Origin of the sequence: Nocardiopsis flavescens, assembly GCF_900141985.1 — a bacterium.
Taxonomy (GTDB): domain Bacteria; phylum Actinomycetota; class Actinomycetes; order Streptosporangiales; family Streptosporangiaceae; genus Nocardiopsis; species Nocardiopsis flavescens.
Genome location: NZ_FQZK01000001.1, coordinates 550,093 through 562,385 on the forward strand (window position 1 = coordinate 550,093; position 12,293 = coordinate 562,385).

A 12,293-nucleotide genomic window follows, 5' to 3' on the forward strand; every position below is an offset into this window, starting at 1 on the left:
GGGCTCCTCGGCGTCGGCGCCCCGGCGGGGCGGTGGTGGTCGGTGGCGGCGGCCGGGCCGGACGGGTGTCCGCCGCCGGCCGCCCGGCCGGTCAGGCCTGGAGGAGGTCCCAGACCTCGCGGTCGCGCTCGGCCGTCCAGATGACGGGGCGCTCGATCCCGGAGAACTCGTCCCACAGGCGCGAGACGTCGAAGGGCAGGCAGTGCTCGAAGATCGGCCAGTGGCCGTAGTCGTCGACCAGGGCCGCGTGGGTGGCCTCGAACGCCTCCTTGAGGGTGCCGCCGCGCCCGTGGACGCCGCCGACCTCGCGGATCATGACCTGGAGGAAGTTGCGGGTCTGCTCGACGGCGGCGTCGACCTCGTCGCGTCCGCGGCTGACCGCGCCGCGCCCGCCGACGAGCATCTCGGCGCCCAGGTCCTTGACCCGGTCCAGGGTGGCGCCGGCCCAGTCCATGTGGAAGGCGTCGCCGGTGTAGAGGGCGGCCTGGGCCTCGACGAGGTCGCCCGCGAAGAGGATCTTGCGCTGCGGCAGCCAGGCGACGATGTCGCCCTCGGTGTGGCCGCGCCCGAAGTACTCCAGGACGAGTTCGCCGCGGTCGCCGCCCAGGTCGATGGTGGTGCGGTCGGCGAAGGTCTGGGTGGGCCAGGTCAGGCCGGGCACGGAGCCGGCGTCCTTGGCCAGGCGGGGCATGCGGCCGAACTCGCTGGCCCAGTCCTCTTCTCCGCGCTCGCGGATCAGCTCGTGGGTCTTCTCGTGGGTGAGGATGATCTCGGCGTCGAAGGCGCTCGCGCCCAGGACGCGGACCGCGTGGTAGTGGGAGAGCACCAGGTAGCGGACGGGCTTGTCGGTGTGCTCGCGCAGCAGGGCCAGCCACTCGCGGGCGGCGGTGGGGGTGGCCAGGGCCTCGAACGCCACGAGGAAGTCCTCGCCCTCGATGGCGCCCACGTTGGGGTCGCCCTCGGCGGTGAGCGCGTAGACGCCGTCGGCCAGGACCTCCAGGGTCTGCTGCTTGGCCTCGGTGTCGGCGGACGAGGCGAACGGCTTGGCTGCCATGGTCGTCGGGACCCCTTCACTCGCTGCGGGCGGCTGCCGCCGCCCAAAATGATCAAACGTTTGATGATTCAGACCATAACGTGCGCTGCGTCACGGGACCAAGAGGCGCAGAGCCGCCTCATGAGTGATACGGATCACACTGCACGCCCTCCGGTCCCGGACGGCGGGGCCCCGACCTGCCGCGCCCCGCCTCCCCCTCACCACCCTTCCCACCCGACCCCCTGCGCCACTCCCACACCAACCCGGTCCGCCGCCCCGGAAGCGGAGCGGAAATGGCGCGGATATCCCCCGGGAAAGCACACCCTCCCGATACCGGGCGTCCCGTACAGAACAGACCATCACAAAGGCACCATTGGCTTACGAACGACAGCGAAGCGTCATCGGAACGCGCACCGACACGGCCCGTTCACCCGATATCACCCCTGGACAACACGGCCGCGGAAAAGGAAAAGAGCGGCAAACGCGTGCCGTACCCCAGGTATTAGGGTGGTCCCGTGACCCACGACACCGCACCCCCCAGCGATCTCACCTTCTGGTCGTTCGTCGACTACGCGGTGCAGAAGGCCGAGCAGGAACTCCCCTCCGTCAACGCCGACGCCATGCGCATGGTGCTCACCCTCAACCGGGCCACGAGCATGGTCATCTACGACCTGGAATCCACCGTCCACCGCCCGCGCGGGCTCACCTGGCCCGGATTCCGGGTGATCTTCGCGCTCTGGCTGGCCGGGCCGATGGAGGCCAAGACCACCGCCGAGATCTCCGGCATGAGCCGGGCCGCCCTGTCCGCGCTGCTCAACACCCTGGAGCGCGACGGACTCATCCTGCGCGAGCGCGCCGTCCACGACCGCCGCGCGCTCCAGCTCAGCCTGACCGAGGCGGGCTACCGCGCCATCCTCGGCGGCTTCCGCGCCCACAACCGGCGCGAGTCGGCCTGGGCCGACGCCCTGGACCCCGACGAGCGCCGCGAACTCGTGCGCCTGCTCAACAAGCTGATGGCCGGGTCCACCGACGCCCAGGCCAAGTTCCGCAGCTGACCCGGCCGGCACCGGAGCGGTCGGCGCCCACCCCGCGCCGCCGCCCGCGCCGACCGCCGCCCGCGTTAGGGGCCAATCCGGACCGGAGCGGCCCTTGAACCCGGTCCCGCCGCACGGTGGGCTGGGGGCATGGACGACTCCACCCGTGCCCGCATCGACGCCGCCCGGCGGCGCTTCTCGCCCGCGAACGTGTACCTCAACACGGCCACCCACGGCCTGACCCCCGACACCGCGCTGGACGCGGCCCTGCGCCACACCCGGGACGTGGCCGCAGGGAGGTTCTCCCCCGCCGACGCCGACCCGGGTGTGGAGCGCGCCCGCGCCTCCTACGCCCGGCTGCTGGGCGTGCCCGTGCGGAGCACGGCGATCGGCGCCTACACCGCGCAGTTCGTGGGGACGGTCGCCGCGGCGCTGCCGCCGGGGTCGGAGGTGCTGACCGCCGAGCGCGAGTTCAGCTCGGTGGTGCACCCGTTCCTGACCCGGGACGACCTGACCGTCCGGGAGGTGCCGCTGGAGCGCCTGGCCGACGCGGTGGGCCCGGCCACCCGGCTGGTGGCGGTGTCGGCGGTGCAGTCCTCCGACGGGCGCGTGGCCCCGCTGGAGGACCTGCTGGCGGCCCGCGACGCCCACGGGGCGCGGCTGCTGGTGGACGTCACCCAGGCGGCGGGGTGGCTGCCGGTGCCCGCCGACCGGATCGACTACACGGTGTGCAGCGCCTACAAGTGGCTGCTGGGGCCGCGCGGGTCGGCGTTCCTCACCGCCACCCCGGAGGCGCTCGCGGAGCTGGCGCCCCTGGCGGCCAACTGGTACGCCGCCGAGGAGCCGTGGGAGAGCCTGTACGGCGCGCCGCTGCCGCTGGCGGCGGGTGCGCGCGGGCTGGACCTGCCCCCGGTGTGGCCCGCGTGGTCGGCGCTGGAGCACACCCTGGCGCTGTTGGAGGAGACCGGGGTCGAGGCGGTGCACGCGCACGACACGGCCCTGGGCGACCTGCTGCGCGCCCGCCTGGACCTGGAGCCGGCCGGGTCGGCGATCGTTTCGGTGTCCGCCCCGGCGGGCGGGGTGGAGCGGGTGCTGGCCGAGGGCATCGCGGTGGCCGCCCGGAACGGGCGGCTGCGGGCGTCGTTCCACCTCTACAACACCGAGGAGGACGTCGACCGGCTGGTCAAGGCCCTCACCGGCTGACCGGTGCGGCGCTACCCGCCCGGCCCCGCCGCGGGTGCGGGGGCGGGACCGGGCGGGTAGCGGCCCCAACGCCTAGAAGATGGTGCCGTTGAAGGCCGCGTCGGGCCGGTACAGCGCCGCGTCCAGGCGGGCGAGCGCCCCCGGCGTGTGCTCGGTGAGCAGCCCGGCCGCCGCGTACCCGGTGAGCGGGGTCTGCCCCAGGTAGGCCGCGCCCAGGTGCGCCGCGTCCAGCGTCACGTCCGGGGCGGTGTCGCAGGCCTCGACCCGCGCGCCGTCCGTGCCCGCCTTGAGCGACCAGGTCCCGGCGTTCCACGGCGCGTACCGGTCGGTGACCTCCAGCACCGCCTCCACCGGCGCGGTGTAGGTGCGCTCGGACAGCGCGCCCGGCACGTCCACCAGGCGCAGCCACAGGCTGGTGAAGATCTCCCGCACCAGCCGGTCGCGGTTGCCGAGCAGGTGCACCAGCGGGTCGTCGACCGGCAGGAACTCGAACTCGGTCCGCGCCGTCAGGTCGCGGTCGAGCAGGTGCTCGTAGAGCAGGGTCCACGCGGCCGGGGCGGTGGCCCGCATCTCCTGGACGTACACCGTCCCGGCCGGGCCGTCGGAGTCCCACTTGGCGCGCGTGCTGTACAGGGCGTAGCCCACCGGGCCCCGCGGCCCGCGGACCACGACGGCCTGCTTGGGGCTCCTACCGTCGCGGTTCTCGGGGGCGTCCTTCAGCGCCCGGTCCCACCAGTGGGCGGTGCGCGGCACCTGGCCCAGCCGGGTGCGGGCGGCCTCCCCGTGCACGTGCTCCAGGTCCGCGCGGAACTCGGCGGCGTAGCCCAGGCGGACCGACAGCCCGGGGTCGCGCGGCGCGTCGGGGCGCAGGCGGGCGTGCGGGCGGGCGATGTGCGCCTCGGTCTCGGAGACGGCGGGGCCGTACCCGAAGCGCCCGTAGATGGCGCCCTCGGACGCCCACAGCGCCGCGTACCGGCCGCCCGCGGCGTGGATGTCGGCGAGCTGGCGGCGCATGAGCGCGCTGAGCACGCCCCGGCGGCGGTGGGTGGGCCACACGCCCACCCCGGTCACCCCGGCCACCGGGCGCGGCCCGCCGGGCAGGGTCATCTCGAAGGGGAAGTGGTTGGTGGCGCCGACGACGCGCTCCTCGCCGTCGACCTCGTCGACGGCCACGCGCACCCGCTCGTAGCCCTCGGCGTCGTGGAGGGGGCGCACCCGCTCCACCACGGCGTCCAGGTCCTCGGCCACCAGGAGCGCCTCACCGATGACGCGGGCCACCCGGGGGTACTCGTCCCGGTCGGTGCCGCGCACGGTCCACTCGGTGCGCGCGCTGTCGGGTGTGGTCATTGTTCTCCGCCTTGTCGTTCGGTGCGGTCGGGACGGTGTGCGGGGGCGGGGCGGCGGTCAGAAGTCGACGCCGCAGTACGGCTCCAGCGGCTCGTACAGGGCGGTGTCCAGGCTCCTGGCCGCGCCGGGGGTGTGCTCGGTGAGCAGCCCGGCGGCGGCGAGCCCGGACAGGGACCGCCGCCCGAAGTAGGCCGCTCCCAGGTGGGACACGTCCAGGGACAGGTCGGCGGGCCCGGTGGCGGGCGAGCAGCGCCTCGCCTACGACCCGGGCGACCTCGGGGTACTCGGCGGCGGTGGTGCCCCGCACGGTCCAGGCGTCGGGTTCGGCGTCGGGTTCGGGAGAGGTCTCGCCCACGGGGTCCCTCCCCTCAGAAGCCGGTGTCGCAGCGCGGCGCCCGGGGGGTGTACAGGGCCGTGTCCAGGCGGGCGGCGGCTCCGGGCGTGTGCTCGGCGGCGGTCCCGGCGTCGACGTGGGTGGTGACCGGTCCGCGCCCCAGGTGGGCGGCGCCCAGGTGGGCCGCGTCCAGGGAGAGGTCGGGGTCGGCGGTGGTGGCCTCCACCCGCGTGTCCTCGCCGTCGGTCTTGAGGTGCCAGCGGCCGGCGTTCCAGGGGGCGTACCGGTCGGCGACCTCGATGACGGTGTCCAGGGGCCGGGCGTAGGTGCGCTCGGACAGGGCCGCGGGTACGTCGACCAGGCGCAGCCACAGTCCCGCGCCGCCGCTGCGGACGGCCTGGGCGGGGTCGGCGAGCAGCGCGGGGAGGGGGTCGTCCTCGGGCAGGCCGATGATCTCGGTCTCCACCGTGAGGTCGGTGGCGAAGAGGTACTCGTACAGGGCGGTGCGGGCGGCCGGGGTGAGGGCGTTGACCTCGCGGGCGGTGACCCTGCCGGTGGGCAGTCCGCCGTGGCCGAACCCGGTGGTGAGCCGGTGCAGGGCGGAGCCGACGGGGCGTCCCCGGGCGTCGCGGACCAGGACGGCGCGCAGGTCGGAGGTGTCGGCCTGGGGGCGGGAGAGCATCCACAGGCGCAGCGGCCACCAGTTGCCCTCGCGGGGGAAGCCGCCGTTGCGCTCGGCCTGGGCGGCGCGGTGCAGCAGGTCCAGGTCGGGCAGGACGTCGGCAGGGGCGGCCAGCTCCAGGGTGAGGGAGGGGTCGCGCGGGGCGTCGGGCCGCAGCGCCGCGTGGGCGCGGCTCACCGTGACGGTGTACTGGCGGGTCGCCCGGCCGTAGCCGTAGCGGCCGTAGATGCCGCCCTCGGAGGCCCACAGCACGGCCAGGTTCTCCCCGCGCCGCCGCAGGTCGGCGAGCTGGCCGCGCATGAGGGCGGAGAGGATGCCGCGCCTGCGGTGCGTGGGCAGCACGCCCACCCCGGTCACCCCGGCGGCGGGGCGCGGCCCGCCCGGCACGGAGAGGGAGAACAGGTGGGAGTTGACGGTGCCGGCGACGCGGGCGCCGTCGCGGACCAGCAGGAAGCGGTCGGTGTCGTTGACCGGGTGGTCGCGCTCGGTGTCGACCAGGTCGGGCAGGGGGATGTTGAGGGCGGTGGCGAACACCTGTGTGGCCTCGGGGATCTCGTCCTCCGACGCCGCGGCGGCCTCCCATCCGGGGTCGCCGGTTCCGGGGGTCGCTGGGTGCCGATCTGCTGCCATGGACCGACCCTCTCAGGACCGCGGCGGGGCGCGCCACTGCTTTTCGGCGTGTCCGGTCCCACCCTCCCGTGACCGCCGGAAGGGGTGCCCTACCGGGTGGGGCGGGGTGCCGCAGGGGGCGGGGAACGCCGGGACCGGGCGACGGCCGGGCCCTCCGGGGCGGGTTCGCGGTCCGGGCGGCCGGGGGCGGCCGGATCCGTGAAGAGTATTCCCGCCCGGGAGGGGGCAGTTCCCTGCTGTGACTCCTGTGACCTCCTCTGATGAACAGCGCTCCGACCGCCCCCGCCTGGTGCTGGGGGTGGACGCGGGCGGCACCGCCACCCGCGCCCTGGTCGCCACCGTGTCCGGCGAGCGGGTGGGGCATGCCCGCGCCGCCGGCGCCAACCCCAACACGCACGGCACCCGCAAGGCGGGCCGGGAGCTGGCCCGGGCGGTGGGCACCGCCCTGGACCGGGCCGGGCCCGCCGCCCGCGAGCACCTGGCGGCCGGGGTGGTCGGCCTGGCCGGGGTTTCGGCGCTGCGCGACGACGCGGTGCGCCAGGGGCTGGTGGAGGAACTGCTCGCGGCGGGGGTCCCGGCGGACCGGCTGCGGTTCGCGGGCGACGACGAGGTGGCGTTCGCCTCGGGCACGCACGAGCCGGACGGAACGGTGCTGATCGCGGGCACCGGCGCGATCGCCACCCGGGTCGAGGGGCGGCGGCGCAGCCGGTCCGCGGACGGCATGGGCTGGCTGATCGGCGACGAGGGGTCGGCGTTCTGGATCGGCCACCAGGCGGCCCGGGAGACCGCCCGCCAGCTGAGCCGGGGCACCGACCTGAGCCCGCTGGCGCGGATGGTCGCCAAGCGGGTGATCCCCGGCCGGCGCCCCGTGCAGGGGAGCGAGCACCTGCCCGAGGAGCACGCGCGCGCCTTCGCCCGCACGCTGACGGCGCAGCCGCCGATCGGGCTGGCGGCCCTGGCCCCGCTGGTGTCGGAGGCGTTCGCGCAAGGGGACGAGGCGGCCGAGGTGATCGTGAACGCGGCGGCCGGGCACCTGGCGCACGCGGTGCACCAGGTGCGCTCACCGGGCGAGCGGCGGCCGGTGGTGCTGGCCGGCGGGGTGCTGCTGGGGTCGGAGCCGGTGCGCGAGTCGCTCACCCGCAAGCTGGCGCTGGGCACGGCGGGCTCGCCGCTGTCCACGGCCGGGTGCACGGCCGGGGCGGCGGCCTGGCTGGCGGTGCTGGAGGCCGGTGCAGCGGCCGACGACGCCGACCTGCACGCGGCCTTCACCGCACCCGTCGGCGACGGCCGCAGCGACGCCGCCTGAGGGACGGCGGGCGGCCGTTCCGGCCCCGGGCGGCCCCCACACGGGCCCCGGGAAGGTAGCCTGACCGGCGATGATGTTAGGTTCACCTAACACGTTTCGACGAAGGGGGCTGCCGTGACCGAGCGACGGGAACGACCGAAGGTGACCGTGCACGTGGGACGGGTGGAGGCGGTCGAGCAGCTCACCCCGCACATGGTGCGGGTGGTGTTCGGCGGGGAGGGGCTGGACGCCTTCTCCACCGCCGGGTACACCGACTCGTACGTGAAGCTGCTGTTCCCGCCGCCCGCCGAGGGCGACCCGGAGCCCTACGACATGCAGGCGGTCCGCGACAGCCTCCCGCGCGAGGAGTGGCCGGTCACCCGCACCTACACGGTGCGCGCCTTCGACCCGCGCACCCGGCGGCTGACCGTCGACTTCGTCGTGCACGGCGACGCGGGCCTGGCCGGCCCGTGGGCCGCGGCGGCGCGCCCCGGCGACACCCTGCGCATGTTCGGCCCGGGCGGCGGCTACTCCCCCGACCCGGAGGCCGACGTGCACCTGCTGGCCGGGGACGAGAGCGCCCTGCCGGCGATCGCGGCGGCGGTGGAGCGGCTGCCCGAGGGGCGCCCGGCGCACGTGTTCGTGGAGGTCGCGGGCCCGGAGGAGGAGCAGAAGCTGGACGCCCACGCGCTGGTGCGGGTGCACTGGCTGCACCGGGGCGACCGGCCGGTGGGCGCGCCGCTGACCGAGGCGGTGCGGGCCCTGGAGCTGCCCGAGGGCCGGGTGCAGGTGTTCGTGCACGGCGAGGCGGGGTTCGTGCGCGACCTGCGCCGCCTGCTGCGCGTGGAGCGGGGCCTGCCCAAGGAGGACCTGTCGATCTCCGGGTACTGGCGGCTGGGGCGCAACGAGGACGGCTGGCAGTCCTCCAAGGCCGAGTGGAACCGGCAGGTGGAGGACGAGGAGGCCGCCGCGCTCGCCGACCGCGGCTAGGGCCCCGGATCCCCCGGCCGGCGGCCCGCGGCGCAGGGCCGTGACCGGCCGCCGGGAGCGCCGGATCACCGCCCCCTGCGTCCCCGACCGGCGGGGGCCGTCCCGTACCGGCGGCCACCCGGGCCCCGGGCCCGCGCCCCTCGACCGTGCACCGGATCCCGGCCCTCGGCCGCAGGCCCCGCCCGGCGGCCACAGGCCGGGCCGCGGGGCGGGCGGCACGCCGCCACGGGCGCGCACGCCCGGGCCGACGGCGCGCGCCCGGCGCCGGTCCGCCGTCTCACCGCGAACGTCGTTCCGTCACCGTATCCTCACGATTCGTGATACGGATCTTGACAGGTCTAGACCACCCTTGCTTAGGTGACGGCACCCCCGGCGGCGCGCGGTCGGATGCGCGCCGCGTCCAAGGAGTGTGATCACGTGATCCGACGTCTCCTGAGCCAGTTGGCCGCCCTCGGTGCGATCGCCGCTGCGCTCATCGTCCTCCCCGCCACCGTGGCGCAGGCCGCCACCTGCGCGGCGCCCTGGAGCTCCTCCGCCGTCTACACCGGCGGCGGCACGGCCTCCTACGAGGGCCGCAACTACACCGCCAAGTGGTGGACGCAGAACGAGCGTCCCGGAACCTCCGACGTGTGGGCCGACCAGGGCGCCTGCACCGGCGGCGGAGGCGGCGAGCAGCCCAACCCCAGCGGGTTCGTCGTCACCGAGGCCCAGTTCAACCAGATGTTCCCGAACCGGAACCCCTTCTACACCTACAGCGGCCTCACCGCCGCGCTCAGCTCCTACCCCGGCTTCGCCAACACCGGAAGCGACGAGGTGAAGAAGCGCGAGGCGGCCGCCTTCCTGGCCAACGTCAGCCACGAGACCGGCGGCCTCGTGTACATCAAGGAGACCAACGAGGCCAACTACCCGCACTACTGCGACTGGGGCCAGCCCTTCGGCTGCCCGGCCGGACAGGCCGCCTACTACGGCCGCGGCCCCATCCAGCTCAGCTGGAACTACAACTACAAGGCCGCGGGCGACGCCCTGGGCATCGACCTGCTGAACAACCCCTACCTGGTCGAGCAGGACGCGTCCGTCGCGTGGCGGACGGGCCTGTGGTACTGGAACACCCAGACCGGGGCCGGCTCCATCACGCCCCACAACGCCATCGTCAACGGCCACGGCTTCGGTGAGACGATCCGCGCGATCAACGGCGGGCTGGAGTGCAACGGGGGCAACCCGGGGCAGGTCCAGAGCCGCATCAACAAGTTCACCGAGTTCACGCAGATCCTGGGGACGACCACCGGTTCGAACCTGAGCTGCTGACCTCCCGGGCGGGTCCGAACGCCCGTGGAGAGCAGTGCGAGGGGGCGCCCCCGGCCGCGCGACGGCCGGGGGCGCTCCCGTGTCCGGGCCCGCCGCGCCGACGGCGGGGCCCGGAAGCGCAAAGCCCCCGCGGCAAGGGCCGAGCACGCTCCCCCGCCGGTCCGAACGCACGCCCCACGGCCGAGCACACACCCCGCGGCCGAGTGCGCTCCCCCGCCGCGCCGACCGGGGCGACGGGGTCCCGCCCTCAGAGGCCGAGCTGTTCCAGGGCCGCCACGTACCCCTCGTTGAACGTGGGGAACTGCGGCGTGGAGTCGATGAGGTACCCCACCGGGATCCGCGCGCGGATCGCCAGCGCGGCGGTGTTGATCCACTCCGACACCATCGGCCCGATCGCCCAGGCGCCCACCAGCACCCCCGCGTCCCGGTCGGCGACCACCCCCAGGGTCCCGCGCGGGTCGGTGGCGTGGGTCCAGGGCCGGGCCAGGGTCTCGGGCAGGTCGATCTCCGCGGTGACCGCGTCCACGCCCCGTTCCCGGGCCTGTGCCGCGGTGAGCCCCACCCCGGCGATCTCCGGGTGGGCGAACACCACCCGGGGCACCCCGGTGTAGTCGGCGCGGCGGTCCCCGCCCAGGATGTTGGCCGCCGCCAGCCGCCCCTGGTACTTGGCGACGTGGGTGAACAGGGCGCGGCCCGTGACGTCGCCGACCGCCCACAGCCCGGGGGCGACCCGGCAGTGCCCGTCCACGGCCAGCGCCCCGCGGTCCGCCTCCACCCCCAGTGCGTCCAGGCCGAGGCCGTCGCCGCGGGGCCGGCGACCGGTGGCCAGGACGAGGACGTCGGCGGTGACGCGCTCCCCCGAGTCCAGGACGGCGGCGACGCCGTCGCCGTCGGCCGCGGCCGACTCCACCTGCGCGCCCGGCCGGACGGTGACGCCGTCGCGGGCGAACTGCTCGGCGACCAGCTCGCCCAGGCGCGGCTCCTCGCGGCCCAGCAGCCGGTCGCCGCGCTGGACGAGCGTCACCCGCGACCCCGTGCGGGCCAGGAACTGCCCGAGTTCGACGGCGACCGCGCCGCCGCCCACCACCAGCGCCCGGCCGGGGATCTCGGTGAGCGTGGTGGCCTCGCGGTTGGTCCACACCCGGTCCGGGCCCAGGGCGTCCAGGCCCTCGATCGGCGGGCGCACCGCCGAGGAGCCGGTGGCGACCACGACGTGGTCGGCGGTGTACTCCCGCCCGTCGACCGCCACCCGCCAGGGGTCGCGGCCCACGACGCGGGCCTCGCCCCGCAGGACCAGCGCACCGCGGTCCCGGTACCCCTGGACCTGCTCGGAGTCGTCCAGGTGGCGGATCATCCGGTCGCGGTAGGCGCGCAGCGCGGGCCAGTCCAGGCCGGGGCGGTCCAGGGCGGCGGCCTCGACCGCGTCCTGGCGCACCTCGGGCGGGCGGATGAGGGTCTTGCTGGGGATGCAGGCGTAGTACCCGCACTCGCCGCCGATGAGCTCGCGCTCCACGACCGCCACCCGCTTCCCGGCCGCCAGGAGCCGGTCGGCGACGACCTCGCCCCCCGGTCCCATGCCGATGACGATGGCGTCCAGGTGTTCCATGGTGTCCTCCGCTCGCCGGTCCCCCATGATGGTGGACCCCTCCGGGCCGCGCCACCGCCCCGACACGCGGTGGCCGCGCGGGTCCGCCCGCCGGGCGCCGCCGGCGGCGGGGTGCGGCGCGTCACCCCGCCGGCGGGCGCGGCGCCGGGTCCGGCCGTGGTGCAATGGCAGGTCGGCACACCGCTCTCACCAGGAACACAGCCACCGGCCATGTCCACGCAGAACATCCTCCTGATCCTCGACCTCGTCGGGGTCTTCGCCTTCGCCGTCGACGGGGCCCTCACCGCCATCCGCACCGCCCGGGTGGACATCGTGGGCGTCCTGGTCCTGGGCCTGGTCACCGCGATCGGCGGCGGCATCGTCCGGGACGTGCTGCTGGGGGTGACCCCCGCGACGTTCCAGGACTGGCGGTACGTGACCGTGGCCCTGACCGGCGGCATGGTCGCGTTCTTCCTCGGCTCGCGGCTCACCCGGCTGGCCACGCCGATCCTGCTGTTCGACGCGGCGGGACTGAGCCTGTTCGTGGTCATCGGCGCGGCCAAGGCGATCGAGCTGGGCTTCGGGCCGCTCCAGGCGGTCCTGCTGGGGGCGATCACGGGGGTGGGCGGCGGCACCATCCGCGACGTGCTGCTCAACCGGGTGCCGACGGTGCTCAGCGCCCACTCGCACCTGTACGCGATCCCGGCGCTGCTGGGGGCGGGGACGGTGTCGGTGGCGCACGTGCTCGGGTTCGACGCCGGGTGGGTGGCGGTGGCCGGCGCGCTGCTGTGCTTCACGGTCCGCGTGCTGGCGCTGCGCTACCGGTGGAACGCGCCGCTGCCGCCGGGGGCCCCACCGGTCTGAC

Annotated in this window: 10 protein-coding genes and 1 pseudogene; 6 read left to right on the forward strand and 5 right to left on the reverse strand. The window is 75.6% G+C overall.

Annotated features, from left to right (window positions below):
• Nucleotides 1-91 precede the first annotated feature (91 nt).
• Entirely contained in the window at nucleotides 92-1,054 is a 963-nt protein-coding gene (locus BUE45_RS02585; protein ID WP_073374465.1) for an MBL fold metallo-hydrolase, read from the reverse strand.
• Between the two features lie 494 nt (nucleotides 1,055-1,548).
• Here BUE45_RS02585 and BUE45_RS02590 point away from each other — a divergent pair, with 494 nt between their 5' ends.
• Together BUE45_RS02590 and BUE45_RS02595 are read left to right on the forward strand one after the other, a co-directional pair.
• On the forward strand, nucleotides 1,549-2,088 hold the full coding sequence (locus BUE45_RS02590) for a MarR family winged helix-turn-helix transcriptional regulator (protein ID WP_073374467.1): 540 nt from the start codon (nucleotides 1,549-1,551) through the stop codon (nucleotides 2,086-2,088).
• Between the two features lie 129 nt (nucleotides 2,089-2,217).
• Nucleotides 2,218-3,270 carry an aminotransferase class V-fold PLP-dependent enzyme gene (locus tag BUE45_RS02595; protein ID WP_073374469.1) on the forward strand — a complete coding sequence of 351 codons (1,053 nt, stop codon included), beginning with the start codon at nucleotides 2,218-2,220 and terminating at the stop codon, nucleotides 3,268-3,270.
• A 72-nt stretch (nucleotides 3,271-3,342) separates the two neighbouring features.
• On the opposite strand, the gene BUE45_RS02600 is transcribed toward BUE45_RS02595, so the two are convergent.
• From BUE45_RS02600 to BUE45_RS02610, 3 genes and pseudogenes are all read right to left on the reverse strand, one after another.
• Entirely contained in the window at nucleotides 3,343-4,617 is a 1,275-nt protein-coding gene (locus BUE45_RS02600; RefSeq protein WP_073374471.1) for a GNAT family N-acetyltransferase, read from the reverse strand.
• Between the two features lie 57 nt (nucleotides 4,618-4,674).
• Nucleotides 4,675-4,842 (reverse strand): annotated as a pseudogene (locus tag BUE45_RS02605) (sterol carrier protein domain-containing protein); the annotation flags it as partial.
• Between the two features lie 143 nt (nucleotides 4,843-4,985).
• Complete coding sequence (locus BUE45_RS02610; RefSeq protein WP_073374473.1) at nucleotides 4,986-6,263, reverse strand: GNAT family N-acetyltransferase; 1,278 nt, start codon at nucleotides 6,261-6,263, stop codon at nucleotides 4,986-4,988.
• Between the two features lie 298 nt (nucleotides 6,264-6,561).
• On the opposite strand from BUE45_RS02610, the gene BUE45_RS02615 reads away from it, so the two are divergent.
• From BUE45_RS02615 to BUE45_RS02625, 3 genes are all read left to right on the forward strand, one after another.
• A complete protein-coding gene (locus BUE45_RS02615; protein ID WP_073375333.1) occupies nucleotides 6,562-7,569 on the forward strand; it encodes an N-acetylglucosamine kinase in 1,008 nt (335 codons plus the stop codon).
• 114 nt (nucleotides 7,570-7,683) lie between these two features.
• A complete protein-coding gene (locus BUE45_RS02620; RefSeq protein ID WP_073374475.1) occupies nucleotides 7,684-8,538 on the forward strand; it encodes a siderophore-interacting protein in 855 nt (284 codons plus the stop codon).
• A 417-nt stretch (nucleotides 8,539-8,955) separates the two neighbouring features.
• A complete protein-coding gene (locus BUE45_RS02625; protein ID WP_073374478.1) occupies nucleotides 8,956-9,843 on the forward strand; it encodes a glycoside hydrolase family 19 protein in 888 nt (295 codons plus the stop codon).
• A 247-nt stretch (nucleotides 9,844-10,090) separates the two neighbouring features.
• On the opposite strand, the gene BUE45_RS02630 is transcribed toward BUE45_RS02625, so the two are convergent.
• Nucleotides 10,091-11,449, reverse strand: a complete 1,359-nt coding sequence (locus tag BUE45_RS02630; protein ID WP_073375335.1) for a dihydrolipoyl dehydrogenase family protein — start codon at nucleotides 11,447-11,449, stop codon at nucleotides 10,091-10,093.
• A 210-nt stretch (nucleotides 11,450-11,659) separates the two neighbouring features.
• On the opposite strand from BUE45_RS02630, the gene BUE45_RS02635 reads away from it, so the two are divergent.
• Nucleotides 11,660-12,292: a trimeric intracellular cation channel family protein gene (locus BUE45_RS02635; RefSeq protein ID WP_073374480.1), complete on the forward strand. Its 633-nt coding sequence runs from the start codon at nucleotides 11,660-11,662 to the stop codon at nucleotides 12,290-12,292.
• Nucleotide 12,293: the final 1 nt, after the last annotated feature.